Source organism: Mesorhizobium sp. M0037 (genome assembly GCF_040323635.1).
Classification (GTDB): Bacteria; Pseudomonadota; Alphaproteobacteria; order Rhizobiales; family Rhizobiaceae; genus Mesorhizobium.
The window spans coordinates 521,563-546,337 of the sequence record NZ_JAMYVB010000001.1; the positions used below are offsets into that span (position 1 = coordinate 521,563).

Consider the following 24,775-nt stretch of genomic DNA (forward strand, 5'->3'; position numbering starts at 1 on the left):
TCCTAAATGCCGTCGGCGCAACAACCTCCCGCCGCATCCGGCACGGCACTCAACGCCAAAGACGTGATATGGTTGCCGGGCCCAGCGCCAGCGACGCGCTTGACTCTGCTCAAATCTCCGTTTAACGAGCGCACCAACACCGGGCCGCAATGCCCGGTTGTTTCTTTTGCATGGCAAGCCCGGGAAAGCAGGTTTATCGTTTCCTGGGTTTTGTCTAGACTGACGTGTCCCGTGGGTTTTCCGCCGCGTTGCGTGGGAAAACCCTGTCAGGCCTCGAAAACGGAGGCCAGAGGAGGGCGCGTTTCCTTCACCCGGACCATGAGGCTCCGGGTGGTTTGTTTTGAAAGGGAATGCGATGAGCAAGCGCGAATCCGCGAAGTACAAGATCGACCGCCGTCTCGGCGAAAACATCTGGGGCCGCCCGAAGTCCCCGGTCAACAAGCGTGAATACGGCCCCGGCCAGCACGGCCAGCGCCGCAAGGGCAAGCTTTCCGATTTCGGCCTGCAGCTGCGCGCCAAGCAGAAGCTGAAGGGTCACTATGGTGATGTCTCTGAAAAGCAGTTCCGCAAGGTCTATGAAGAGGCTGATCGCCGCAAGGGCGACACCTCCGAGAACCTGATCGGCCTGCTCGAGTCGCGTCTCGACGCGGTCGTCTACCGCTCCAAGTTCGTGCCCACCATTTTCGCGGCTCGCCAGTTCGTCAACCACGGCCACGTCAACGTCAACGGCAAGCGCGTCAACATCGGCTCGTACCGTTGCAAGCCGGGCGACGTCGTCGAAGTGCGCGAAAAGTCGAAGCAGCTGGTCATCGTGCTGGAAGCGGTCGGCCTCGCCGAGCGCGACGTGCCGGACTATATCGAAGTCGATCACAACAAGATGGTCGCGACCTTCTCGCGCATCCCCGGCCTGGCCGATGTTCCGTTCGCCGTGCAGATGGAGCCGAACCTGGTCGTCGAATTCTATTCGCGCTAAGCGATCGCTTTCTGCGATACCGGAAAGGGCCGCCCGTCGAGGCGGCCTTTTCTTTGTCGGCCATGTCCGCTAATCCGGCACTCTCGGCTATGGAAAGCGACAAGCCATGAACATGCTGGCAGGCATCGACACAGTTGAACCGATTGCTGAAGGCGGCTTCCACCCGCTGTTTGCCGACGTGCCGTCTTCGGTCGAGTTCAACAAACTGCGTAAGCGGCTGTTGCGGTTGGCCCGCCAGGCGATCGACGATTTCGCCATGGCGAGGCCCGGCGACCGCTGGCTGGTGGCCTTGTCCGGCGGCAAGGATTCCTACGGCCTGCTGGCCGTGCTGCTCGATCTCAAATGGCGCGGGCTGCTGCCGGTCGAGCTGCTGGCCTGCAATCTCGACCAGGGCCAGCCGAATTTCCCGAAGCACATTTTGCCCGATTACCTCGATGCGCATCGCATTCCCCATCGCATCGAGTATCAGGACACCTATTCGGTGGTCACCGACAAGCTGCCTCAGGGCAGCACCTACTGTTCGCTGTGCTCGCGGCTGCGGCGCGGCCATCTCTATCGCATCGCGCGCGAGGAGGGCTGTTCGGCGCTGGTCCTCGGCCACCACTGCGAGGACATTCTCGAAACCTTCTTCATGAATCTATTTCATGGCGGCCGCCTTGCCGCCATGCCGCCAAAGCTGCTCAATGACGACGGCGACGTCATGGTGCTGCGGCCGCTGAGCTACTGCGCCGAGGTCGATCTGGAGAAATTCGCCGCCGCGATGAAATTCCCGATCATTCCCTGCGATCTCTGCGGCAGCCAGGAAGGCCTGCAGCGCAACGCCATGAAGGCGATGCTGGACGATATGGAAAAGCGCATGCCGGGCCGCAAGGATACGATGCTGCGCGCGCTGTCCAACACCAGGCCGTCGCATCTGCTCGACAGAAAGCTGTTCGACTTTGCCGCCCTCAATGGCAGCCTCAGCACAGGACAAGACATTTCCGATGATATTTGACGACCAAGCGATCGACTGGCTGGCCGAGCTTCTCGCCGATGCAGCCAAGGCCGAAATCATGCCACGCTTTCGCCGGCTGGGCGAGGGCGACATCAGACAGAAGACCTCGGCTGCCGACCTGGTGACCGAGGCCGACATCAACGCCGAGCGGCTGATCACGGCCAGGCTGCGCGAGCGCTATCCCACGGCGATGATCGTCGGCGAGGAAGCCTGTTCCGACAATCCGGCGCTGCTTCAGGGGCTCGGTGATGCCGACCTCGCCTTCGTCGTCGACCCGGTCGACGGCACCTTCAACTTCGCCTCCGGCGTGCCGCTCTTCGGCGTCATGCTGAGCGTCGTCGTCAAGGGCGAAACCGTCGCCGGTATCATCCATGACCCCGTAGGCCGGGACTGGCTGATCGGCGCCAAGGGCGCCGGCAGCCATATCCGCCATGCGCATGGCGCGCTGGAGACGGTGCATGTCGCCGATGCCGTGCCGATCTCGCAGATGACCGGCTCCGTCTCCTGGCAATATCTGGCGGAACCGCAACGCTCGCTCTTGGCGCGCAACCAGACCAAGACCCTATCGCAGTTCGGCTATCGCTGCGCGGCACATGAATACCGTCTTCTGGCCAGCGGCCATGCCCATTTCGTCGTCTACAACAAACTGATGCCGTGGGACCATCTGGTCGGTGTGCTGATCCACGCCGAGGCCGGCGGCTACACCGCGCGGATCGACGGCAGCGCCTATCTGCCCTCGTATATCGACGGCGGCATTCTTGTCGCCCCGGACAAGGAAAGCTGGCAGGAGTTGCGCAGGGAACTCTGGGCGCAATAATCGGTCCAACTGCTGGTAGAGGCTTTCGTCAAGTATATTGGCTCTGTTATAGTGTCCAATCTCTCGCGAAGTCGGAAGCTGCGAAATGAAACATCGGTCCGCAATTGTTGCAACGGCGCTTGCACTTGCCTTGGCCGCCGCTGGCGCCACTGAGGCAAGATCGCAGGAACGCGCGTGCGGCAGTCGCGATCCCGTCGATACCATAGACGAGATGTTTTCCGCGATCTTTGCCTGTTGGCAGCCGCCGCCTGGAAGTGCTGGCATGACCCTGACGCTGAGTTTCTCAATTCGCAAAAACGGCACGCTGATGGGCAAACCGCGCGCCACTTTCTCCCATATGGGAGATGATGCCTCGCTCAACCGGGTCTTTGTGTCATCCGTGCTCGAAGCTCTCGACAAGGCTCTGCCGATGCCTCTTTCGGACAGCATGGGTGGCGCCATCGCAGGGCGCCCGCTGTTCCCTCGTTTCACGGCAGTGATTGGCGGCGCATCCTGAAACGCGTCGCTTGAAGGTGGCTGCGGTCTGAGACAAATAAAACTCGTAGCGCAGAACAGTTGCTCAATGCAGGTCGGTGACGTGCCCTAAAATGGGTGGGTTGTGCGGCTGGAACATCTTGCCGCGCTCGGCGATCAGGATCATCAGCAGGGCCGCGACCGAGACGCTGCAGAAGCCGGCGGCAAGCGGCGTCACCGTGCCGTTGAAGGCCTGGCCGATCAGCGTGCCGAGGATGCCGCCGAGAAAAGTCTGCATGAAGCCCAGGATGGACGACGCGGTGCCCGCCAGTTGGCCGAGCGGCTCCATCGCGAGCGCGTTGAAATTGGCGCCGAGCGCGCCGAACGGGAGCATCGCGCTGGCGAAGAAGGTGATGAACAGCCAGAGTGGCATCTTCATTTGAAGCGAAACGGTGAGCCAGGCAAGGCTGATCACTAGGAACAACAGCAGTGCGCTCTGCGACAGGCGGCGCATGCCGATGCGGCCGACCAGGCGCGAGTTGAGGTAGTTCGAAAAAGCGAGAACGCCGGCGACACCCGCGAAGATGACAGGAAACAATTCGCCGACATGAAAAATGTCGACATAGATCTGCTGTGCGGAGGCGATGAAGCCGAACATGGCGGCGAAAATGAAGGTGCTGGCAAAGGCGTAGCAAAGCGCCATGCGGTTGGTGAGCACGATGCGGAAACCACCGACGACGGATGAGACTGTCAGCGGCCGGCGGTACTCCGGATGCAGCGTCTCCGGCAGCCGCAGCAGCGACCACGCCGACACGATCAGCGCTCCGACGGCCATGGTGACGAAGATCCAGTGCCATGTTGCGAACAGCATGATGAACTGGCCGATCCCAGGCGCGATCACCGGGATGGCCATGAACACCATGAAGATCAGAGACATCACCTCGGCCATGCGCCGACCGTCGAACGTGTCGCGCACGATCGAGACGGCGATGACGCGGGTCGCCGCCGCACCGATGCCTTGCACCAGCCGGCACAGCAGCAGGACGGCGAATGACGGGGCGATGGCGGCAGCTGCCGCCGCCACGACATAAATCGCCAGCCCGGCAACGAGTGGCGCGCGGCGCCCGAACCGGTCCGAGATCGGTCCGAAGAAAAGCTGTCCGCCACCGAAGCCCAATATATAGGCGGTGATCACATACTGGCGGTGGTTTTCATTCTCAACGCCAAGCGTGGCGCCGATTTGCTGCAGTGCCGGCAGCATGATGTCGATGGCCAGCGAGTTCAACGCCATCAGTGCCGCGCACAGCGCGATGAATTCCCAGCGCGGAATAGGCAATTTGCGTGCCTGTTGCGGCGCTTTTGCTGGCTGGTCCACGGCGGGTCCGATCTTCAAAACGAATATGCGCCGGCATGCCGGCGCATAACTTCGTCCTCACTCCGATAGGGGGAGGTAACATTTTGCCGGGGCGGGGCTGCCCCGTCTCAACTCAGAATCAGGCTGTCGCTTTGACGCTGACGCCCTTGTCGACGAGCAACGTCTGCAGCTCGCCCGCCTGGAACATTTCGCGGATGATGTCGCAGCCGCCGACGAATTCGCCCTTGACGTAAAGCTGCGGGATCGTCGGCCAGTTCGAATATTCCTTGATGCCTTGGCGCAGTTCGGCCGAGGTCAGCACGTCGACGCCCTTATAGTCGGCTCCGATGTAATCGAGGATCTGGACGACCTGGCCGGAAAATCCGCACTGCGGAAAACCGGGCGTGCCCTTCATGAAAAGGACGACGTCGTTGCCCTTCACTTCGCTGTCGATGTAGTCGTTGATGCCGCTCATGAGATATCCTTTCACGCCTGTGGGAGTCAGGCTCGAAGCATAGCCATCAAATAAACCCATAGATGGGCCGAAACAAGATGTTTGCGCCGCCGTCGCGGAAATGGCGCAAAGGATCGCCTGTCTTGGGCCAAGCATCCGAGCCGATTGCAGCCTTCGGAACATGATGAAAAGACGATATGGCGCCGCCCTTCCGATCGCCATCCTGCTGGCGGCGATTGCCGTTGTCTGGTGGCCGAGACGCCCGGAGCCGCCGCCGCTGGTCATTGGCGGTGACCTGCCCGCGCCTTGCCGGAATGTCGCCTTCGAGGCGGTGACCTATGTCGTCTGCGAGATCGATCTTCGCGCCGACAGCATCGGTGTTTTCCACGCCAGCGCCGATGGCAAGCCTTTTGGTTCGCTCGAAGCCTTCGACAAGGCGGTTGCGGGCGAGGGGAGGCCGGTGCTGCTCGCCATGAATGGCGGCATGTATCACGAGGATTTGTCGCCGGTCGGCCTGCTGGTCGAGAACGGCAGCGAAAAGTCACGGCTCAATCTTGCCGACGGCGAAGGCAATTTCTTCCTGAAACCGAACGGCGTCTTTCTGGTGGGCAATGACGGCAAGGCGGCTGTCATGGAAAGCAACGCCTATGCCGTCGCCAAACCCGATGTTGCCTTCGCCACGCAGTCCGGCCCGATGCTGGTGATCGATGGCAAGATTCACCCACGCTTCGAGCCGAACGGAACCTCGCGCTACATCCGCAACGGCGTCGGCGTGCGCGATGAAAACACCGTTTTGCTGGCGATCTCGCGGTCTGAGGTCAGTTTCGGCAGCTTTGCGCGGCTGTTTCGCGACGCGCTACAATGCCGCAACGCGCTGTTCCTCGACGGCGCGGTTTCCGCGCTGTCGGATGGGAAAAGAATGATCGTCGGCGGAAAATACCCGGCGGGCCCGATCATCTCAGTGTCGGCGAAGCCGATCACGTCAGTGTCGGCGAAGCAGCCGCAGAAACAGTAGGCCAGTCTGGCTTCAGTCCGGCACGCTGGTCTGCAGGGCCAGCGCGTGCAGCACGCCGCCCATATTGCCCTTCAGCGCATCATAGACCATCTGGTGCTGCTGGACGCGGCTCTTTCCGCGGAAGCTTTCGGCCACCACTTCGGCTGCATAGTGATCGCCGTCACCGGCGAGGTCGCGGATCGTCACCTTGGCGTCCGGAATCCCGTCCTTGATCAGTTTTTCGATGTCGTGGGCATCCATTGCCATGGCATAATCCTGTTCTGGGCGGCTAGGCACGAAGTGACTCGGACGGCAGCCTAAAGCCTTTCTGGTCCGGGTTGAAGCCGCTCTGTCGGCGACGCAGTGTCTAAGGGCCATCCTGCGGCGGGTGCACCACACCATCTTCGGTGATATCGTCGCGGGTCGAGAACCCCCGGCCAAGGCTGAACACCAGGACATAGAGCGGGATGTTGAGCGCTAGGTTGATGATCGGGAGATAGCTGGTCATCTGCCACAAGGGCGAAAAGAATGGTTGGCCATAGCCGTCGCAGATCAGCGATGACCCGTATTCCCACAGCGCGCCGGTAATGACCGCAATGGCAAAGAGCTTGATGCAGGTGGCGACATGCCTTGCGCGCGCCGGGTTCGGCAAAAGGCGGCTCCACAGCACCAGGCAGATGATGGGGATCGCATAGATCAGACTTTGCAAGGCCAGCATCTGCAGTGTGCCATTGGCCGCCTCAATGAACTGGTCACGCCTTTCCAGCAGCGGACAGACCTCGCTCGAGGTCGTCGACAGCAGGAAAAAGACGAACGGCCCGAGGAACCAGAAGAAGAACAGCAACGGCCAGAAGACGACTGCGATCAGCGTCCGGGCTGCCAGGCTGGTCAAATGGACTTGTCCATGAAGTTCGGGAACCAGCCTTCGTGGGCGGCGGTCAATTCGCTGACCGGGATCGCCCTGGCATCGCCGAGCTTCAGTTCGTTTCCACCGGTCGAGCCGATCCATGGCGCAAAGATGCCGAGCTTGCTCTGTTCCTCGCGGATGGCGTCCCATTCCTTGCTCTGCGGATTGACGGACAGCGTCAGCAGGTAGCGGCCCTGGTCTTCGCCGAACCAGACCGGGATCGGGTCGGTGCCGGCGAGCCCCGGAATGGTGGCGCCGATGCCGGACGCCATCGCCATTTCGGCCAAGGCTATCGCCAAGCCGCCATCGGAAAGGTCATGCGCCGCGGTCACGACGCCCGACGCGATCAGCGCGCGCACGTGGTCGCCGACGCGCTTTTCGTGCGCGAGGTCGACGGATGGCGGCGGCCCGTCGGTACGGCCATGGATGTCCCTGAAATAGGCGGACTGGCCGAGATGGCTGCCCCAGCTTGCGGGTGCGCCGACCAGCAGGATCATCTGGCCCTCGGCGGCAAAGCCGATACGGGTCATCTTCGACCAGTCGGCAATCAGCCCGACGCCGCCGATGGTCGGCGTCGGCAGGATGCCTTGGCCATTGGTTTCGTTGTAGAGCGAGACATTGCCCGACACGATCGGGAAGCCGAGCGCCCGGCAGGCATCGCCAATGCCTTTCACCGCGCCGACCAGCTGGCCCATGATCTCAGGCCGTTCCGGATTGCCGAAATTGAGGTTGTCGGTGGCCGCCAGCGGCAGCGCGCCGGTGGCGGTGAGGTTGCGCCAGCATTCGGCCACCGCCTGCTTGCCGCCTTCGTACGGGTCGGCCTCGCAATAGCGCGGCGTGACGTCGGAGGAGAAGGCGAGCGCCTTGGTCGGATGGCCTTCGACGCGCACCACGCCTGCGTCGCCGCCCGGAAGCTGCAGCGAATTGCCCTGGATCAGCGTGTCGTACTGCTCCCACACCCAGCGGCGCGACGACAGGTCCGGCCCGCCGAGCAGTTTCAACAGCGCGTCGGCGACATCGGCCTTCGGCGCATCGCCGGCGGCAAGCGCCGCAGGTTTCTTCGGCTCGACCCAGGGGCGGTCATATTCCGGCGCCTTGTCGCCAAGGTCCTTGATCGGCAGGTTGGCGACCTCGTCACCCTGGTGAATGACGCGGAAGCGCAGATCGTCGGTGGTCTTGCCGACAATGGCGAAGTCGAGGCCCCATTTGTGGAAGATCGCCTCGGCTTCCTTTTCCTTCTCGGGGCGCAGCACCATCAGCATGCGCTCCTGGCTCTCCGACAGCATCATCTCATAGGCGCTCATGCGCTCTTCGCGCACCGGCACCTGGTCGAGGTGAAGCTCGATGCCGAGGTCGCCCTTGGCGCCCATCTCGACCGCCGAACAGGTGAGGCCGGCCGCCCCCATGTCCTGGATGGCGATAACGGCGCCAGACGCCATCAGCTCAAGACAGGCTTCGAGCAGGCATTTTTCGGTGAAGGGATCGCCGACCTGCACGGTCGGGCGCTTCTCGTCGATCTTGTCGTCGAACTCGGCCGAGGCCATCGTGGCGCCGCCGACGCCGTCGCGGCCGGTCTTGGCGCCGAGATAGACGACGGGCAGGCCGACGCCCTTGGCTTCCGACAGGAAGATCGCATCGGTCTTGGCGAGGCCCGCGGCAAAGGCGTTGACCAGGATGTTGCCGTTGTAGCGGGCGTCGAAATTGACCTCGCCGCCGACCGTCGGCACGCCGAACGCATTGCCGTAGCCGCCGACGCCGGAAACCACGCCGCTGACCAGGTGCCTGGTCTTGGGATGGTCCGGTGCGCCGAAGCGCAAAGCGTTCATCGCCGCAATCGGCCGCGCGCCCATGGTGAAGACATCGCGCAATATGCCGCCGACGCCGGTCGCCGCACCCTGGTAGGGCTCGATGTAGGAGGGATGGTTGTGGCTCTCCATCTTGAAGACGACGCAGTCGCCATCGCCGATATCGACCACACCGGCATTCTCGCCCGGACCCTGGATGACCTGAGGCCCGGTGGTCGGTAGCGTGCGCAGCCATTTCTTCGAGGATTTGTAGGAGCAGTGCTCATTCCACATCGCCGAGAAGATGCCGAGTTCGGTAAAGCTCGGTTCGCGCCCGACCAGGTCGAGGATGCGCTGGTATTCGTCGGGCTTCAGCCCATGCGCGGCGATGAGTTCCGGGGTGATCGGCACGGAATTGGAAATGGTCATGGGCGGCGATTGATGTCCATGGGAGAGGGGAATTTGAGTCCCCTCATATCGCAAGCTTTGGCGTGATACACCCCATTGGATGACGAAAAACGCCGGAAAACCACAGGGCGACGATGGTAGCGGGGAGCCGTTGGGGAACGCTATGGCATCCCGGCCGTTAGGCCTCAAACCAATCAGGAGATTTCGACATGGCCACCAAGCAAGGCAAGAAAGACAATCGCCTCTCCGACAAGGAGGCCATGCATATTGCCGAGACCACCGACGTTTCGCCCAAGCAGGCCAAGGACCTGGCCGAGAAGCACGGCAAGGACAAGGGCGCAAAGGAAGCCAAAAACTTCAAGGCAGAGGGCTGAACCTGAGATCGGTACGCAGGCGCACGGTTTAGCGCCAACGATTCAGGACGAACTGTCGTAGCCGGCGCGGCCTTCCTCCAGCAGCCGCCGGATCACCGCGACGCCGCCGGTGATGTCCTCGCGCCGCCTTGGCTGCGAGACGCCGAAACGCACGCCGTGAAAAACCTGCTCGGAACGCCCCGCCTTGAACTCGTCCTCGTCGTCGAGGAGCACGCCATTTTCGAGGCATGCGCTCCTGAACGTGCCGGACAGCCAGGGATCGGGCAGCGTCAGCCAGACGAAGGGCACGCTGCCGTGTGACTTGAAGGCGAAACCCGCCAGTGTCTCGCGCACGATGGCGATGCGGGCGGCAATTTCGGCAATGCTGCGTTTGCGGATATCGCCAGCCTGCCCTGACAGCACCAGCCGCGCATTCACCTCCGCCAGCAGGAACGGCATCCCGCCGGTCATCATCTTGTGGGCGACGCGGATGCGATGGCGATAGGCGGGCGGGCAGGAGAGCCAGCCGCCGCGAACACCTGCCGCGACCGATTTCGACAGACCGCCGGCGACAATGGTGCGCTCGGGTGCATATTCGGCGATGAGCGGCGTCGGATCTTCGGTCAGGCCGCCATAGAGATCGTCCTCGATGACGATGACATTGTACGCGCGCGCGACACGAGCGATCGCCTCGCGGCGCGAAACCGACAGGATCGCCAGCGTCGGGTTCTGCACCGTCGGCATCAGGAAGATCATCTTCGGGTGCTTTTGCGCGCAGACGCGTTCGAAATCCTCGGGATCGAGGCCTTCTTCGTCCGATGCCACCAGTGCTATGCGCCGCCCGATCAGCCCGGCGCTGCGGGCGATCTGCGAATAGGTGAGGTGCTCGAAGGCGACATAGTCGCCCGGTGTGGTCAGTGCCGCAATCGCCGCCATCACCGCGGCATGTGTGCCAAGCGTGGGAACGATGGTGTCGGCCGCCGGACGGAACGAATTGCGCGACAGCCAGCGGGCGCCGGCCTCGAACCAGCGCTCCGGAAAATCCCTGGTGTAGCTCGAAATCTCGTGCGGGTGATCCTGCACCGTGCGCGAGAGCATGTCAGCGACAATGGCGCCCTGGCCGATGTCGGGCGCGGCAGTGCTGTCGAAACGCAGCTTGCCGGGCGGCGCATCGACATAGCGCGTGCCTTGCACGGCAGGCTCGGCGAATTCGGGTGACGCTTCCGATTGCTGCGCCAGCACATAGGTCCCGCGTCCGACTTCGCCGCTCACCAGCCCGCGTTCGCGCAGCAGCTGATAGGCTCGGCCGATCGTGCCGACCGTCGTGCCGATATCATAGGCGAGATCGCGCTGCGGCGGCAATTTTGCCCCGGCATCGATGACGCCCTTGTCGATGTCCGACTCGATGCTGTCGGCAAGGCGCTGGTAAAGCGGGCCGGAACCGATGGTGAGGTCAGGGAGCCAATTTGTCATGGTGACAATTCTGTATATTGCACCAGATCGGGTGTCAATGCATATCAGAACCGTACTAAGATGGGTACAATTTGCAAGGTTGGCAGAAAGACAATGGATACAATCGAGACAATCCGCTGCGCGGGCATTGAATTGGTCGGGCCGCGCCCGTCCAGCCGGCGAGGCTTTGTCGGCCGGATCGTGCATGTAGTCAGATCGCTGGCGCGATGGATCGACGTGCTGATCGAGCGCCGTCGCGGCCGCCTGGCTTTGCTCGAAATGACCGACGAGCAGCTCAGGGACATCGGTGTGTCGCGTGACGACGCTCACCGCGAAGGCATCAGGCGAATCTGGGACTAACTTGTAGTCTGGTCAGCGGCGTGTGCCCGGAGCCCTGAGGCGTGAGACGCCCTTATCGGCAAGCACGGCGAGGATGCACAGCACCAGGAAAACACCGGTGACGGCCAGCGCCGCAAGGGCGACGTTGGCCGCGCCGTTTTTCGCAACGTCGAGGAACGGGTAGGGCACTTCGCCTGCGATCGGTGCGCGCGCCAGCGCATAGGCGAGATAGGCGATCGGATAGGCCATCCACCACGAAATGTCGCTCCAGCGTGTCCTGCCGTCAGCGCCTGCAACAAGCCACCACAGCACGAACAGCACCGGCGTCACATAGTGCAGCAGCACGTCACAGAGCAGGAACAGCCCCTGCGGCTGCCAGAGCTGCGCCAGAACTGTCGCGTAGACGATGAAGACCAGGGCGATGGAAGCCGCCACGCCCGCCCGCATCCGCGGCCCGGCAAAGGCCGGCAGCCAGGCGTAGCCCGAAGGCGACAGCAGCGAGACATGGACCAGCACTGCACCGATGTTGGTCAGGATGGTGAAGAAGCTGAACAGAAAGACGATGGAGCCGAGAAAACTGCGGCCGGCTTCCATCGATGCCGGGATGGTGATGCACGCTTGCAGGACAAGCCCGGCCAGACCGATGATCAATCCCGCAAACTGCAGGAAGCGGCCCATGGCGTCAGGCGGCCGCGTTGCAGGAGGGGTTGCCCGTTTGCCAGCGCGCAATGTCGGATCCGATGCGCGCGCCGAGCGGATCGTCCATCAGCGGACCGAACACGTCGACGCGGCTGGAATTGCCTTGCGCCTGGACGACCAGCAGCGGCTTGCCGCCATAATGCTTGGCCGGCACCAGCAGGAAGCGGGGCGTGCCGCTGAACGAATTCAGCTCATTGGCCATCTGATAGGATTTGAAGGCGGGATCCTTGCTGGCGATCCAGCATTTGTGGGCCGATATCGCTACCTGTTCCATGGCCAGCAGCGAAGCGCTCTTGCCCGTGGGGACCGGCGCGCTCTTCGGGCTGGACTGGCAGGACGCCAACGCCAAGCCGGCAGCAGCCAGGGGACCTAGGCGAACAATCGTCAGTCTCATGGTCAACCGCCCCCGCGTTTTGAAAGGAATTCGAAGAGATATCAGGCGGCGATGCCGAGTGCGCCTTCGAACAGCGCCCGGCCGTCACTGCCGCCATGCGCGGCCTCGATCAGGTTTTCCGGATGCGGCATCAGGCCGAGCACATTGCCCTTCTCGCTGATGATGCCGGCAATGTCGTTGATCGAGCCATTGGGATTGGTGCCTTCGGCATAGCGGAACACAACCTGTCCTTCGCCCTCGAGGCGCGCAAGCGTGTCGGCATCGGCGAAATAATTGCCGTCATGATGCGCAACCGGCGTGCGGATGATTTGGCCCGGCTGATAGCGGCGGGTGAACATGGTGTTGGCGTTGGCGATCTGCAGCTTCACCTCACGGCAAACGAATTTCAGCGAAGCATTGCGCATCAGCGCGCCGGGCAGCAGGCCGGCCTCGACCAGAATCTGGAACCCGTTGCAGACGCCAATGACCATGACGCCCTTGGCGGCCTTTTCAGCGACTGCCCGCATCACCGGCATCCGCGCGGCAATGGCGCCGCAGCGCAGATAATCGCCGAAGGAGAAGCCGCCGGGAATGGCGATCAGGTCGACATCGGGGATTTCAGTGTCGGTCTGCCAGACGGTCGCCGGCGCCTGCCCGGAAATCTTGGTCAGCGCCGCAATCATGTCGCGGTCGCGGTTGAGGCCGGGGAGAAGAACGACAGCTGATTTCATATCAAGCGATCTCCACCGCGTAATTCTCGATCACCGTATTCGCCAGCAGCTTGTCGCACATGGCTTTCAGATCGGCTTCAGCCTTGGCCTTGTCGGTCTCCGAGAGCTCGAGGTCGAAGACCTTGCCCTGCCGCACCTGGCCGACGCCGCCGAACCCCAGTCCGGACAGAGCGTGCTCTATGGCTTTTCCCTGCGGGTCGAGCACGCCGTTCTTGAGGGTGACGGTGATGCGGGCCTTGATCATGCTGGACAGGTTCCTGTTCGAAGACTTAGCAATTCCAGGAAAAGTGTGAAGCGGTTTTCCGTCCGGAATTGCGTCAAGAAATGAAGACTTAATGCGGCTTGCCTTTGAGGCCATCGGTCGAGGCGACGAGCACCGGGCCGGTCGGGCGCGGCGGCTCGTTCTCGTTCATGATGCCAAGGCGGCGGGCAACTTCCTGATAGGCTTCGACGAGGCCGCCCATATCGCGGCGGAAACGGTCCTTGTCGAGCTTGTCCTGCGTTGCCACGTCCCACAGCCGGCACGAATCCGGCGAGATCTCGTCGGCAACGACGATGCGCATCATGTCGCCCTCGAACAGGCGGCCGCATTCGATCTTGAAATCCACGAGCTGGATGCCGACACCCATGAACAGGCCGGAGAGGAAGTCGTTGACGCGGATGGCCAGCGCCATGACGTCGTCGATCTCCTGCGGGCTTGCCCAGCCGAAAGCGGTGATGTGCTCTTCCGACACCATCGGATCGTCGAGCGCATCGGCCTTGTAATAGAATTCGATGATCGAGCGCGGCAGAACGGTGCCTTCCTCGATGCCGAGGCGCTTGGACAGCGAGCCGGCGGCGACATTGCGCACCACCACTTCGAGCGGAATGATCTCGACTTCCTTGATCAGCTGCTCGCGCATGTTGAGCCGGCGGATGAAGTGGGTCGGAATGCCCATGCGGTTCAGATGGTTGAAGATGTACTCGGAAATGCGGTTGTTGAGCACACCCTTGCCGTCGATGACCTCATGTTTCTTCTTGTTGAATGCGGTCGCATCATCTTTGAAGAACTGGATAAGCGTGCCCGGTTCCGGTCCCTCATAGAGGATCTTGGCCTTGCCTTCATAAATGCGGCGGCGATTTTTCATCTGATTTTTCTCTGGATTTGCGGGCAGGCGGCAAGCGACCAGTTCCTGTCCGTCTGCCTAAATTGGTGCGGCGACGGGTGGGGTTCAATGCCGGGTCTATCCCAATCACAGCGTTTGCTCAATCGGCAAATCCTTTCCATCGACCGCTTTCAGGAATGAAATGCCGCAGCGCAGCAAGTGATGTAGCATATTGACCGGCCCGCGCCCTTTTGGTTTGTGCTGCGGCAACACACATATCCATCGCCAACGCGAATCGATTTCATCGGAGGGAAGCCATGAGCAGCATGAAAGACCGCGAAGAGGGTTTTGAGCGCAAATTCGCCTTCGACGAAGAACTTCGCTTCAAGGCTTCCGCACGCCGCAACAAGGCGCTCGGTCTGTGGGCCGCCGAAAAGCTGGGCAAATCCGGCACTGACGCCGACGCCTATGCCAAGGAAGTTGTGGTTTCCGATATCGAGGAAGCCGGCGATCACGACGTATTCCGCAAGATCCGCAAGGATTTCGACGCCGCCGGCGTCGACCAGTCGGATCACCAGATCCGCCGCACCATGGACGAACTGATGGCGCAGGCGATCGAGCAGATCAAGAACACCTAGAGCGAGTAGCGCTGGACCAATCGACCGCCCGGTCCAGCCGGGCGGTTTTTCTTTGCCTTTTCAGCCTTTTCCGGCTGAAACTGTGCGTAGGCCTGTTACAAGGCTCTACCCAACGAGGAAAGCACCCATGTCCCTGAAGTCACGCCTGGCGGCGGATGAAACGCTGTTCACCGCCTGGTCCGGCGTTCCGGACGCTTTGACGGTCGAAATCATCGCCAAGCAGGGTTTTGACGCCGTCACCCTCGATATGCAGCATGGCGGACACCACGAAGACTCGGTCTTGCGCGGCCTGGTGCCGGTGCTGGCCGCCAACAAGCCGGCGCTGGTGCGCATTCCGGTCGGCCGCTTCGACATGGCCAGCCGCGCCCTCGATTTCGGTGCCGAGGCGGTGATTGCACCGATGGTGAATTCGGTGGCCGATGCAAAACTCTTTGCCGCGGCGATGAAATATCCGCCGATGGGCGAGCGCTCCTGGGGCCCGACCTATGCTTTTCCGCGCCATGGCAAAGGCGACCACGCCGAATGGCTGCGCGACACCAATCAACGCACCATGGCCTTTGCCATGGTCGAAACGCGCGCCGCACTCGATGCGCTGGACGGCATCCTCGACACGCCGGGCATTGACGGCATCTTCCTCGGCCCATCGGATTTCTCCATCGCCTGGTCGAATGGCGCCACCGTCAATTCGACGCTGGAAAGCATGATGGAAACCGTCGCCTCCATCGCCGAGCGGACGCGCAAGGCGGGCAAGCATGCGGCAATCTACGTCGTTGAGCCGGCGATTGCCGGCCGCGTCGTGGCGATGGGCTACCGGCTGCTGGCGATGGGCTCGGACCATGCGCTGATTTCGCTCGGCGCAAAGATACTCATCAAAAGCATGAACGATTCGATCAAGGGCTGAGGCGTGGTGCCTTGCCCGGTCAGGCCTTGAGGTCGGTCAGGAACTTGGCGAAGGTCATCGACCCTTCCGGCCACGGGCCGAAGCCGGCATGCTCATTGAGGTGACCGGTTTCGCCGGCATCGATGAACAGCGAACCCCAGGCGCCGGCAATGTCCTCGGCAACCTCGAAGGCGCAGAACGGATCGTTGCGGCTGGCGATGACGATGGACGGGAAGGGCAGCGGTTCGCGTGCATAGGGGCCAAAGGTCATCAGGTGACGCGGCCTTATCTCCGGGTTGGCGACGTCGGGCGGCGCGACAAAGAACGCACCGGCGACCGGCTTCCTGAACTGCGGAATGGCCTGCACCGCGGCCGCCACGCCCAGGGAATGGGCAACGATCACCACCGGCCGCTCGGCCTCGTTGACAGCGTTCGCCACGCTCGCCGTCCAGTCCTCGCGCACCGGCTTCGACCACTCCGCCTGCTCGACCCGGCGCGCCGTCGACAGTTTCGACTGCCAGCGTGTCTGCCAGTGTTGGGGGCCGGAATTGGTGTAGCCCGGCACGATCAGAATATCTGCGTCTTTGACTTTCATGGCGCTGAGATAGCGAGCGGCCGTGTCTCGTGCAACCCGCGCTGACGCATGCGGTGCATCACAATCGTGAACAACCTGTTCGATTCTTTCCATCTTGTGTGAACGATCAGGATCGACGATTTGAGGCAGGAAGAGATGGACAACAGAATAGACTGGTGGCGCGGCCTGGGATAACGCGCTGAACGGAGAGTTTTATGAGCGAACTGCCTTTTGCCGCGACGACCCCCGTCAGCGTGTCACGCGTGGGCCTGAAGGCGCGCGACGCCGAAGGACTTGCCGATTACTACCGGGCTGTTGTCGGCCTGCAGGAATTGAGCCGCGCCGATGGCGCCATCACGCTGGGCGCTGCCGAGCGCCCGCTGCTGGTCATCGAGCCTGACGCAGCGGCCAAGCCCGACGATCCGCGCAGCGCCGGCCTTTTCCACACCGCTTTCCTTCTGCCCAGCCGCGCCGATCTCGGCCGTTGGATAAACCATGCCGCCGCCAACAAGATCCGCATCGAGGGCGCCTCCGACCATCTGGTCAGCGAGGCTCTCTACCTGACCGACCCCGAAGGCAACGGCATTGAAATCTATAGGGACCGTCTGCCGCAGGAGTGGAAGTGGAACGGCGACAAGATCGCCATGGCGACCGAGCGGCTGAATCTGGCCGCCGTGGTTGGCAGCGTGCCGGCCGGTGACGCCGGCTGGCAGGGCGCGCCGCAAAACAGCATTATCGGCCATGTCCATCTGCGCGTCGGCCGGCCGGAAGATGCCGAGGCCTGGTGGCACGACGAATTTGGCTTCGACACGGTCGCTAAGTATGGAGGGCAGGCGGTGTTCCTGTCGTCGGGAGGCTACCACCATCATATCGGTGGCAATTCGTGGCACAGCGCCGGCGCCGGCCGCCGCGATCCGTCCCGCTCGGGTCTGGCCTGGGTCGAGATGCGCTCGGACAAGACAACCGCTGAAACCACGCGGGAAGATCCGTGGGGCACGGTTATCCGCACCGTGCCGGGCGCCGCCGGCTGAGCGCCCGCTCGGTTCTTACAAGGAATTGGCGGCGTAGCCCGTCAGCAGCCCATGCGCCCAGCTGCCGAAGCCGGTGGCTGTCGCGCGGGTGGACGCCTCGGTCCAGTCATAATTGACCACGTGATGGCTGAACGACCATTGTCCGTCCTTGCGCGTAGCGAGGGCGTAGCGGGCATGCGGACTGCCGGTCACGGTCAGGCCGGGGAATGCCTGGACGCCGACGCTGCCCGGATTGAGGATTGTCCGGTTGTCCGACAAGCGCACAACGCGCGGCGTATGTGTATGGCCGCACAAAGTCAGCCCGGCGCCGGCGCTGCCCAGCTTGTGCCTGATCTGCTTTTCATTGGAGGGGTGGAAGTGGCTGCCTCCGTCTTCCTCGAGCAGGAACACGTCGTCGTCACTGGGGCTGCCATGGCAAAGCAGGATGTCCAGGGCAGGCGACAGGGTGACCGGCAAGGCCGAGAGCCAGGTCAGGGATGTCTCAGAGAGGCGTTGGTGGGTGAAAGCATCGACGTCTTCCAACCCAGAAGCAGGGGGCTCGATCAGCACACGGTCGTGATTGCCGCGCACGGTCGGCCAGTTCTGCGCCATCAGATATTGCGCGGTTTCTTCAGGCCATAGCGGCCCGGAAAGACAATCGCCCAGATTGACGATGATGTCGGGAGAAGCGTCTTTGAAATGCGCATGAACCGCCTCAAGCGCGCGCAGATTCCCATGGATGTCGGAAAGGACGGCCAGCCGCATCGAAAAACCTATCCGAAAACCCGCTTGAAGATCGTGTCGACATGCTTGGTGTGATAGCCCAGGTCGAATTTCTCGCGGATCTCGGCTTCGGGCAGCGCTGCGGTGACTTCCTTGTCACCCAACAATTCTTCAAGAAAATCAGCGCCTTGTTCCCATACCTTCATGGCGTTGCGCTGCACCAGGCGGTAGGCGTCCTCGCGGCTGACGCCGGCTTGCGTCAGCGCCAAAAGCACGCGCTGCGAATGCACAAGGCCACGGAACTTGTTCATGTTCTTCAGCATGTTGTCGGGATAGACCAGCAATTTGTCGATGACGCCGGTCAACCGCGACAGCGCGAAATCGAGTGTTACCGTGGCGTCCGGGCCGATCATGCGCTCGACCGAGGAATGCGAAATGTCGCGCTCGTGCCAGAGCGCCACATTCTCCATTGCCGGCAAGGCCATGGACCGCACCATGCGGGCAAGGCCGGTGAGGTTTTCAGTCAGCACCGGGTTGCGCTTGTGCGGCATTGCCGACGAGCCCTTCTGGCCCGGCGAAAAATACTCTTCCGCTTCCAGCACCTCAGTGCGCTGCAGATGGCGGATCTCGGTCGCCAGCCGCTCGACCGACGAGGCGATGACCCCGAGCGTGGCAAAGAACATGGCGTGGCGGTCGCGCGGGATGACCTGCGTCGACACCGGTTCCGGCTTCAGCCCAAGCTTTTTCGCCACATGCTCTTCGACATAAGGGTCGATGTTGGCGAAGGTGCCGATCGCGCCCGAGATAGCGCAGGTGGCAATATCCTCTCGCGCGTGCACCAGCCGCTCGCGGCAGCGTGAGAACTCGGCATAGGCCTGCGCCAGCTTGACGCCGAAGGTGGTCGGCTCGGCGTGGATGCCGTGGCTGCGGCCGATGGTGACGGTGTCCTTGTGCTCGAAGGCCCGGCGCTTCAGCGCGGCGAGCAGGCCGTCGAGGTCGGCCAGCAGGATATCGCTGGCGCGGCCGAGCTGCACCGCAAGGCAGGTGTCGAGTACATCCGATGAGGTCATGCCCTGGTGGATGAAACGCGCATCCGGCCCGACGAATTCGGCGAGATGGGTGAGGAAGGCGATGACGTCGTGCTTGGTGACGGCCTCGATCTCGTCGATCTTGCCGACGTCGAATTTTGCCGCATTGCCCTTTTCCCAGATGGTCTTGGCGGCTTCCCTGGGGATGACGCCGAGCTCAGCCAGCGCATCACAGGCATGGGCCTCGATTTCGAACCAGATGCGGAAGCGGGTTTCCGGCGACCAGATGGCGACCATTTCCGGCCGGGAATAGCGAGGGATCATCCGTCAGTCCTGATGTGTCCGTGGTTAAGTGCGCGTCCTAGCAGAGGCGGACCGAATGCTCAACGCTGCTGGCGCGCAAACCACACGCTGGCGGCGGCAAGCGCGATGAATCCGAGCGGAAAATAGAGCCTGATACCCAGCACCACGAACTGGTAGAGCGCCGTCAGCGAGGTGAAGACCAGTTCGAACGCCCACCGGGCGGTGAAGGCCTCCGCGTGCCATTCGGCATAGTAGGAGCGGTATTGCAGCGCAAACAACCCGCCGGTGAAGGCGAGCGTCGTGGCAAGCAGGCAGACGAAGGCGGCGGCGAACGCCACTTCCCAGTGCCGGTCGAGCGAGACCAGCCGCGCCGCGAACAACCCGACGGGAAAGGCCAATGCCGCGCCGGTCGCAAACAGCAGGGCGACGAAGCGGATCTTTTCCGGGGTCTCCCAATTGTCGAGCCAAAGACCGGTCAGCGCGCTGGCGCCCATGGCCATCGCCCACAGCAAGGCGCCGACAAGCGCCGCGCCCGTCGATGGTATGGCGCGGCTGACGCGATTTCCGGCGCGCTTGCGCCAGCTGGATTGATCGAGCGCAGTCACAGGCGTCCGGTCACGGCGATCCAGCGAAAATCCGGCCCTTCGAAGCCGTATTGGCGCACCGCGATCAGCACCGCATAGGCGCTGATGCTGTCCATCGAGAACGTCTGCACCGCGCCGATCCTGTAGCCGTTCGGGCAGCCACGGCTTTTCGGGATCGATTTATCCTCATGCAGCAGATGGGTCTGGCCGCCATCCCTGGCCTCGATCCGCAGCAAGCGAAAACCGTTGACCTCGCCCTGGCTCTGGCAGCTTTCGGTGTCATTCATGCCGATCTCGTCCAGCCGGAATTCCAGCGGCGGGTCGACCGGCGAAAAGATCGGCCGTGGGTTCACCACCATGCGGAACGGGTCGGCCGACAATTCGGTCACCGGGTTGAAGCCGGCGGTGATGCCGCGGTTTGCGGTGAGTTCGGCCTGCACAACGACGGCTTCGCCCTTCTGCCTGGCCTGCTGACGGGCCGTATCGAGCGAGGCGGTCTCATCCTCCAGCCGGACCCGGATTGGCGTGCCCTTCAGGAACGTGTCGTCGGCGGTGTTGATGTAGTAGCGATTGGCATAGGGAAAGCCCGAACCGTCTGCCACACCGTATTCCTCGAAGGCGAAGACGCCGCCATCCTTGCTGAAGCCGAGGATTTCAAGCTCGGCGACATCGCCCGCGGGCGGCCATGGCGGATGCCAGATGGACCAGCAGGCAAACGCCAATCAGGACGAGATTTCGCATCGGGGTTCCGCTCCGCCTGCCTTGGTTCGATCGTTCCCTATCACGAGACAGTCAAAACATCGTGCTATTCAAAAGGCGATGCATCCAATTTCGCCTCTGTTTGTTATCGTCGATCGTTTTCAAAAGGAGAACACCCCATGACTGAGGCCAGCAAGATTCGCGAGCATATGGAAGTGGTCGGCGCCGACGGCGTTCACATCGGCACCGTCGACAGGGTCGATGGCGAGCGGATCAAGTTGACCAAGGCCGACAGCGGCGAGGGCGCCCATCAGGGGCATCACCACTACATTCCCTTGAGCCTGCTTGCCGAGGTCGAGGGCCAGAAAGTCTGGCTGTCGGCGAATTCGGATGTCGCGGTCAGCTTCGAGGAAGAGGAGTCCGACGCGACCTGACTGAAAGTCAGCGCGACGACCACACCGCAAACAGGTCGCCTTCGGCCGGCGTCGCGGCATGGATGCCGCGGCTGATTGCGCGCGCCATGGTGGCGCCGGCAGTGGCAAAGAAATCGACGGCATCGTCGGCGCTGAGTTCTATGCCGCTCTTCCCCGTCGCCAGCGCGAACACCAGATCGCCGTCGGCCGGCGTGTGCACCGGCCAGATGGCGCGCACGAAGCCGTCATGCGCTGAAATGGCCAGCCGCTTGGCTGCCGCCTTGGTCAGCACAGCATCGGTGGCGATGACGGCGATGGTGGTGTTGCCACCGGCCTCGACTTGTCCACCGACACGCTTGTCGCGGTATTTCAACAGGATCCGCCTGGCGTCGTCCGGCATCGGCGAGGGATAGCCGAGGCCTCCGAACTCATCGCCGATCTCGAAGGGTGCCGCCCAGAAATAGCGTGTACGCGCAATCGTCACCGAGCCGGTCGGGTTGGCGGCGGCGAGCGCGCCGATGGTGATGCCGCTGTCGAGCGCGGTCGAGGCCGAGCCGAGGCCGCCCTTCAGCCCGGAGCTTAGCGCGCCGGTGCCGGCGCCGATTGTGCCGAGCGGAAAGTCGACTGTTGCCGCCTGGGCGGCTTCGTAGCCGAGGTCGCGGTAGGGAGGATAACGGCCCCAATCCTTGTCGCCGCCATTGCGCAGGTCAAACAGGATCGCCGCCGGCACGATCGGCACCCGAAAGCCGCCGACATCGACGCCAATGCCTTTTTCACGCAACGCCGCCTGCACGCCCGACGCGGCGTCGAGGCCGAAGGCCGAACCGCCCGAAAGCACGACGGCATGAACCGCCTCGATGGAATGGTGCGGTTCGAGCAAATCGGTCTCGCGCGTGCCCGGCGCGCCGCCGAGGATCTGCACGCCACCGACCGCCGGTTCGTCGCACAATACGGTGGTGACGCCCGATTTCAGCGTGGCATCCGACGCGTTGCCGACGCGCAGGCCGGCGACATCGGTGATCAGATTGCGCGGCCCGGTGCGAAACATCAGTTCGTCTCCGCCGGCACGAAACGCGTCCCGTCGAAGCGGAAGGCGCGATAGAGGTTCTGGCTCAGATCGCCTTTGTCGTCGAACCGCAGCGGCCCGATCGCGGTGGTGAAATCATGCCCGGTTAGCGCGTCGGCCAGTCCCTTGCCCGAGGTTTCTGACGCAGCCGTGGCCGCCTTGGCGATTTCCACCGCCGCATAGGCCGGCAAGGCATAGCCATCAGGCGCGATGGTTTTGGCCGTAAACGCCGCCAGCACCTTGGGATCGGCGACATCGGCCCATTCCGGCGGCGCGATCATCAGCGTGCCGATGGCGTAAGGCACATCGCCGGGTGGCGTGCGCAAATTCTCGCCGCCGGCAAAGACAATGCCGGCCTCGAGCTGGCCGGCGTCGCGGCCCATAATGGCGATGTCGTCGCCGTCGCCACCGGCAAAGACATGCGTCGCGCCCGCCTTCTTCAGCCGGCCGATCAGCCCGATCTGGTTGTCGAGCTGCGGCCGGAACGTGTCTGTGAAGACCGGCTTCAGCGCCGCCTGTTCGGCCGCTGCGCGCAGCGTCTCGGCGATTTCGCGGCCATAGATGGTCCCGTCATCGACGATGGCGAACAATTCGCTCTGCCACAGCCGGGTCAGGATGCCAGCCACCGCATTGCGCTCGTCGTCGCCGCGTGGCCCCAGCCGGTAGACCGGCCAGCCGGTTTTGGCGCGGCGGTCGGTCAGGCTTTCGGTGCGCACGCCAACGGTGATGACCGGTATGTTGGCGTCCTTGAGGATCGGCAGCGCCGCCTGGATCGCCTCGGTGCAGAGGAAGCCGACGACGATATCGACCTTCGCAGCGGCGAATTCCCTGGCGGCGGCAGCCCCGCCATCGGCGGTGCAGGCATCGTCGACCGTCCTGATCTCGGCGCCGTTGGCTTCTGCTGCCAGGGCAGCGCCCGCCTCGATCTGCTTGCCCAGGATCGCCGACGGACCGGACAGGGGCGCGGCGACGCCGACATGCAGCGTCTGCGCGCCGGCGCTTGCCGGCAGCAGCCAGAGCAGTGCCGCTATTACAGCTGTTGGGGGTCGCATTTTGACGACGAATTCCTCCGTGCCGGTCGCATGCTTCCAGCGTCTCTTCCGCCAAGACCTAAAGGCTGCCCGCCCCAGGCGCAACACGGGAATTTGCGGATTGGCGTCAACCACTTCGCTTGTGGCCTATTGTGTGCCGCCATATATAACGCTTGGGTTCCCGCTTATGGAAAATCATCGGTGTTGAAGTTGAACGACATAGGGCCTCAGGCCTATCGCGACGCGATGGCGCATTTTGCCGGCCATGTCCATGTGGTGACCACCGAAGGGGCCGCCGGCAAACGCGGCACGACGGTGATTGCCGCCTGTTCGGTGTCGGACACGCCGCCGACGGTTCTCGTCTGTCTCAACCGCGAGAATGCCAAGAACGAGCTGTTCATGCAAAACGGCCGGTTTGCGCTGAACACGCTGGCTTCGCACCAGCAGCCCCTATCGGTGGCGTTTTCAGGCCTGACCGGGCTGTCGGCCGATGAGCGTTTCGCGCTTGGCGAGTGGGATGTCATATCGACGGGCGCGCCTACCCTGAAGGGCGCTCTTGCGGTTTTCGACTGCGAATTGATCGACACCAAGGATCTCGCCACCCATCGTGTGCTTTTTGGCAAGGTGACAGGCCTGCGCATGGGCGATAATTTGCGGCCGCTGATCTACCACGCCCGCGACTACCACGTGCTGCAGAGCGGAGCAGAGGCGGCAACGGAGAAAGAATGACCGAGCTGAAACCGCGCCCCGCGCCGCGGACGATCGACGAAACGCTCGATCTCCTGACCGGCGCGGACTACGTCGCGGACCGCTCGCTGGCAACGGTGCTGTTCCTGTCCCTGCGCATGCAGCGGCCGCTGTTCCTTGAAGGGGAGGCCGGCGTCGGCAAGACCGAGATCGCCAAGGTGCTGGCGCAGGCACTCGGCCGCCGGCTGATCCGCCTGCAATGCTATGAGGGGCTCGACGTCTCGTCCGCCGTCTACGAGTGGAATTACGCCGCGCAGATGATAGAGATCCGCATGGAGGAGGCGGCAGGCTCGGTCGACCGCTCCGACATGGAGCGCAATGTCTTTTCCGAAAAATACCTGATCCGCCGCCCGGTGCTCGATGCGCTGACCGGCAAGGCGGGTGCTGCCCCGGTGTTCCTGATCGACGAACTCGATCGCACCGACGAAGCCTTCGAGGCGTTCCTGCTCGAAATCCTGTCCGACTTCCAGGTGACGGTGCCCGAGCTTGGCACGATCAAGGCGGAGGAGCCGCCGATCGTCATCATCACCACCAACCGCACGCGGGAAATCCACGACGCGCTGAAGCGGCGCTGCCTCTATCACTGGGTCGACTATCCCAATGCCGAGCGCGAGCTGGAGATCGTGCGCCGCAAGGTGCCGCAGGCCAACAGCCGGCTTTCCGCGGAAGTGGTGTCGTTCATCCAGAAGCTGCGCCGGGTCGAGCTGTTCAAGGCGCCGGGCGTCGCCGAAACCATCGACTGGGCCGGCGCGCTGACCGAACTCGACAAGGTGGCGCTCGATCCCGAAACCGTCTCCGACACGATCGGCGTTTTGCTGAAATACCAGGACGACATTGCCCGCATCGGCGCGGGCGAGGGCCGGCGCATCCTCGACGAGGTCAAGGCCGAACTGGCGGCGGCGGAGTAGG

General features: G+C 63.0%; 31 protein-coding genes and 1 pseudogene. 13 read left to right on the forward strand and 19 right to left on the reverse strand.

Going from position 1 to position 24,775, the window contains the following annotated elements; all coding sequences use genetic code 11:
- The first annotated feature begins 355 nt into the window (after positions 1-355).
- From rpsD to NKJ78_RS30780, 4 genes are all read left to right on the forward strand, one after another.
- The gene (gene rpsD, locus NKJ78_RS02685; protein WP_023669107.1) at positions 356-973 is read left to right on the forward strand and encodes a 30S ribosomal protein S4; all 618 of its coding nucleotides are present in this window, start codon (positions 356-358) and stop codon (positions 971-973) included.
- A gap of 106 nt (positions 974-1,079) precedes the next feature.
- On the forward strand, positions 1,080-1,967 hold the full coding sequence (ttcA, locus tag NKJ78_RS02690; RefSeq protein WP_352459428.1) for a tRNA 2-thiocytidine(32) synthetase TtcA: 888 nt from the start codon (positions 1,080-1,082) through the stop codon (positions 1,965-1,967).
- On the forward strand, positions 1,957-2,784 hold the full coding sequence (locus tag NKJ78_RS02695; RefSeq protein WP_352459427.1) for an inositol monophosphatase family protein: 828 nt from the start codon (positions 1,957-1,959) through the stop codon (positions 2,782-2,784). The genes ttcA and NKJ78_RS02695 overlap by 11 nt, the downstream gene beginning before the upstream one ends.
- An 85-nt stretch (positions 2,785-2,869) precedes the next feature.
- Positions 2,870-3,280 carry a UCP034077 family protein gene (locus NKJ78_RS30780; protein WP_023669104.1) on the forward strand — a complete coding sequence of 137 codons (411 nt, stop codon included), beginning with the start codon at positions 2,870-2,872 and terminating at the stop codon, positions 3,278-3,280.
- A gap of 63 nt (positions 3,281-3,343) precedes the next feature.
- Here the strand turns inward: NKJ78_RS30780 and NKJ78_RS02705 are convergent, their stop codons facing one another.
- Positions 3,344-4,612 (reverse strand): multidrug effflux MFS transporter, encoded by a 1,269-nt coding sequence (locus tag NKJ78_RS02705; RefSeq protein ID WP_023669103.1) that lies wholly within the window; start codon positions 4,610-4,612, stop codon positions 3,344-3,346.
- Between the two features lie 118 nt (positions 4,613-4,730).
- Positions 4,731-5,066, reverse strand: coding sequence for a Grx4 family monothiol glutaredoxin (gene grxD / locus NKJ78_RS02710; protein ID WP_023669102.1), 336 nt, complete (start codon positions 5,064-5,066; stop codon positions 4,731-4,733).
- A 160-nt stretch (positions 5,067-5,226) separates the two neighbouring features.
- On the opposite strand from grxD, the gene NKJ78_RS02715 reads away from it, so the two are divergent.
- Positions 5,227-6,060, forward strand: coding sequence for a phosphodiester glycosidase family protein (locus NKJ78_RS02715; RefSeq protein ID WP_352459426.1), 834 nt, complete (start codon positions 5,227-5,229; stop codon positions 6,058-6,060).
- A gap of 12 nt (positions 6,061-6,072) precedes the next feature.
- On the opposite strand, the gene NKJ78_RS02720 is transcribed toward NKJ78_RS02715, so the two are convergent.
- The 3 genes from NKJ78_RS02720 to purL form a co-directional block, all read right to left on the reverse strand.
- Positions 6,073-6,306 carry a BolA/IbaG family iron-sulfur metabolism protein gene (locus NKJ78_RS02720; RefSeq protein ID WP_010909092.1) on the reverse strand — a complete coding sequence of 78 codons (234 nt, stop codon included), beginning with the start codon at positions 6,304-6,306 and terminating at the stop codon, positions 6,073-6,075.
- A gap of 100 nt (positions 6,307-6,406) precedes the next feature.
- Positions 6,407-6,931, reverse strand: coding sequence for a hypothetical protein (locus NKJ78_RS02725; protein WP_352459425.1), 525 nt, complete (start codon positions 6,929-6,931; stop codon positions 6,407-6,409).
- A complete protein-coding gene (purL, locus tag NKJ78_RS02730; RefSeq protein ID WP_023745974.1) occupies positions 6,928-9,159 on the reverse strand; it encodes a phosphoribosylformylglycinamidine synthase subunit PurL in 2,232 nt (743 codons plus the stop codon). The genes NKJ78_RS02725 and purL overlap by 4 nt, the downstream gene beginning before the upstream one ends.
- A 188-nt stretch (positions 9,160-9,347) precedes the next feature.
- Here purL and NKJ78_RS02735 point away from each other — a divergent pair, with 188 nt between their 5' ends.
- Positions 9,348-9,512, forward strand: a complete 165-nt coding sequence (locus tag NKJ78_RS02735; RefSeq protein WP_023669098.1) for a hypothetical protein — start codon at positions 9,348-9,350, stop codon at positions 9,510-9,512.
- Between the two features lie 42 nt (positions 9,513-9,554).
- On the opposite strand, the gene NKJ78_RS02740 is transcribed toward NKJ78_RS02735, so the two are convergent.
- On the reverse strand, positions 9,555-10,964 hold the full coding sequence (locus NKJ78_RS02740; protein ID WP_023736517.1) for an aminotransferase-like domain-containing protein: 1,410 nt from the start codon (positions 10,962-10,964) through the stop codon (positions 9,555-9,557).
- Between the two features lie 93 nt (positions 10,965-11,057).
- Here NKJ78_RS02740 and NKJ78_RS02745 point away from each other — a divergent pair, with 93 nt between their 5' ends.
- Positions 11,058-11,303 carry a DUF1127 domain-containing protein gene (locus NKJ78_RS02745; RefSeq protein ID WP_023739389.1) on the forward strand — a complete coding sequence of 82 codons (246 nt, stop codon included), beginning with the start codon at positions 11,058-11,060 and terminating at the stop codon, positions 11,301-11,303.
- 12 nt (positions 11,304-11,315) lie between these two features.
- Here NKJ78_RS02745 and NKJ78_RS02750 read toward each other — a convergent pair whose 3' ends face one another.
- From NKJ78_RS02750 to NKJ78_RS02775, 6 genes are all read right to left on the reverse strand, one after another.
- Positions 11,316-11,960: a Pr6Pr family membrane protein gene (locus NKJ78_RS02750; RefSeq protein ID WP_023684887.1), complete on the reverse strand. Its 645-nt coding sequence runs from the start codon at positions 11,958-11,960 to the stop codon at positions 11,316-11,318.
- A 4-nt stretch (positions 11,961-11,964) separates the two neighbouring features.
- Complete coding sequence (locus NKJ78_RS02755) at positions 11,965-12,375, reverse strand: hypothetical protein (RefSeq protein WP_023669094.1); 411 nt, start codon at positions 12,373-12,375, stop codon at positions 11,965-11,967.
- Positions 12,376-12,416: 41 nt separating this feature from the next.
- Complete coding sequence (gene purQ, locus NKJ78_RS02760; RefSeq protein ID WP_023684888.1) at positions 12,417-13,085, reverse strand: phosphoribosylformylglycinamidine synthase subunit PurQ; 669 nt, start codon at positions 13,083-13,085, stop codon at positions 12,417-12,419.
- Position 13,086: 1 nt separating this feature from the next.
- Positions 13,087-13,329, reverse strand: coding sequence for a phosphoribosylformylglycinamidine synthase subunit PurS (gene purS / locus NKJ78_RS02765; protein ID WP_023669092.1), 243 nt, complete (start codon positions 13,327-13,329; stop codon positions 13,087-13,089).
- 88 nt (positions 13,330-13,417) lie between these two features.
- On the reverse strand, positions 13,418-14,212 hold the full coding sequence (purC, locus tag NKJ78_RS02770; protein WP_013532127.1) for a phosphoribosylaminoimidazolesuccinocarboxamide synthase: 795 nt from the start codon (positions 14,210-14,212) through the stop codon (positions 13,418-13,420).
- A gap of 105 nt (positions 14,213-14,317) precedes the next feature.
- A complete protein-coding gene (locus tag NKJ78_RS02775) occupies positions 14,318-14,440 on the reverse strand; it encodes a hypothetical protein (RefSeq protein WP_280790911.1) in 123 nt (40 codons plus the stop codon).
- Positions 14,441-14,487: 47 nt separating this feature from the next.
- On the opposite strand from NKJ78_RS02775, the gene NKJ78_RS02780 reads away from it, so the two are divergent.
- On the forward strand, positions 14,488-14,808 hold the full coding sequence (locus tag NKJ78_RS02780) for a DUF1476 domain-containing protein (RefSeq protein ID WP_023669091.1): 321 nt from the start codon (positions 14,488-14,490) through the stop codon (positions 14,806-14,808).
- Positions 14,809-14,935: 127 nt separating this feature from the next.
- A complete protein-coding gene (locus tag NKJ78_RS02785) occupies positions 14,936-15,709 on the forward strand; it encodes an HpcH/HpaI aldolase family protein (protein ID WP_023669090.1) in 774 nt (257 codons plus the stop codon).
- 19 nt (positions 15,710-15,728) lie between these two features.
- Here NKJ78_RS02785 and NKJ78_RS02790 read toward each other — a convergent pair whose 3' ends face one another.
- Positions 15,729-16,283 carry an RBBP9/YdeN family alpha/beta hydrolase gene (locus NKJ78_RS02790; protein ID WP_023739388.1) on the reverse strand — a complete coding sequence of 185 codons (555 nt, stop codon included), beginning with the start codon at positions 16,281-16,283 and terminating at the stop codon, positions 15,729-15,731.
- Positions 16,284-16,477: 194 nt separating this feature from the next.
- On the opposite strand from NKJ78_RS02790, the gene NKJ78_RS02795 reads away from it, so the two are divergent.
- On the forward strand, positions 16,478-17,293 hold the full coding sequence (locus NKJ78_RS02795; RefSeq protein WP_023669088.1) for a VOC family protein: 816 nt from the start codon (positions 16,478-16,480) through the stop codon (positions 17,291-17,293).
- Positions 17,294-17,308: 15 nt separating this feature from the next.
- Here the strand turns inward: NKJ78_RS02795 and NKJ78_RS02800 are convergent, their stop codons facing one another.
- The 4 genes and pseudogenes from NKJ78_RS02800 to NKJ78_RS02815 all read right to left on the reverse strand — a co-directional run bounded on the left by NKJ78_RS02800 (position 17,309) and on the right by NKJ78_RS02815 (position 20,651).
- On the reverse strand, positions 17,309-18,037 hold the full coding sequence (locus tag NKJ78_RS02800; protein ID WP_352459424.1) for a metallophosphoesterase family protein: 729 nt from the start codon (positions 18,035-18,037) through the stop codon (positions 17,309-17,311).
- 8 nt (positions 18,038-18,045) lie between these two features.
- Entirely contained in the window at positions 18,046-19,347 is a 1,302-nt protein-coding gene (purB, locus tag NKJ78_RS02805) for an adenylosuccinate lyase (protein WP_023726918.1), read from the reverse strand.
- A 59-nt stretch (positions 19,348-19,406) separates the two neighbouring features.
- Positions 19,407-19,871 carry a hypothetical protein gene (locus NKJ78_RS02810; protein ID WP_023726917.1) on the reverse strand — a complete coding sequence of 155 codons (465 nt, stop codon included), beginning with the start codon at positions 19,869-19,871 and terminating at the stop codon, positions 19,407-19,409.
- A 56-nt stretch (positions 19,872-19,927) separates the two neighbouring features.
- Positions 19,928-20,651: pseudogene (locus tag NKJ78_RS02815) on the reverse strand (DUF2259 domain-containing protein).
- Between the two features lie 137 nt (positions 20,652-20,788).
- On the opposite strand from NKJ78_RS02815, the gene NKJ78_RS02820 reads away from it, so the two are divergent.
- Positions 20,789-21,043 carry a DUF2171 domain-containing protein gene (locus NKJ78_RS02820; RefSeq protein ID WP_023684896.1) on the forward strand — a complete coding sequence of 85 codons (255 nt, stop codon included), beginning with the start codon at positions 20,789-20,791 and terminating at the stop codon, positions 21,041-21,043.
- A gap of 7 nt (positions 21,044-21,050) precedes the next feature.
- Here NKJ78_RS02820 and NKJ78_RS02825 read toward each other — a convergent pair whose 3' ends face one another.
- Positions 21,051-22,070: a P1 family peptidase gene (locus NKJ78_RS02825; RefSeq protein ID WP_352459423.1), complete on the reverse strand. Its 1,020-nt coding sequence runs from the start codon at positions 22,068-22,070 to the stop codon at positions 21,051-21,053.
- Entirely contained in the window at positions 22,070-23,140 is a 1,071-nt protein-coding gene (locus NKJ78_RS02830; RefSeq protein WP_352459422.1) for a branched-chain amino acid ABC transporter substrate-binding protein, read from the reverse strand. Before NKJ78_RS02830 ends, NKJ78_RS02825 begins: the two co-directional genes overlap by 1 nt.
- Positions 23,141-23,320: 180 nt before the next feature.
- Here NKJ78_RS02830 and NKJ78_RS02835 point away from each other — a divergent pair, with 180 nt between their 5' ends.
- Together NKJ78_RS02835 and NKJ78_RS02840 are read left to right on the forward strand one after the other, a co-directional pair.
- On the forward strand, positions 23,321-23,848 hold the full coding sequence (locus tag NKJ78_RS02835; RefSeq protein WP_031239320.1) for a flavin reductase: 528 nt from the start codon (positions 23,321-23,323) through the stop codon (positions 23,846-23,848).
- A complete protein-coding gene (locus NKJ78_RS02840; RefSeq protein WP_023700847.1) occupies positions 23,845-24,774 on the forward strand; it encodes an AAA family ATPase in 930 nt (309 codons plus the stop codon). The genes NKJ78_RS02835 and NKJ78_RS02840 overlap by 4 nt, the downstream gene beginning before the upstream one ends.
- Position 24,775 lies beyond the last annotated feature (1 nt).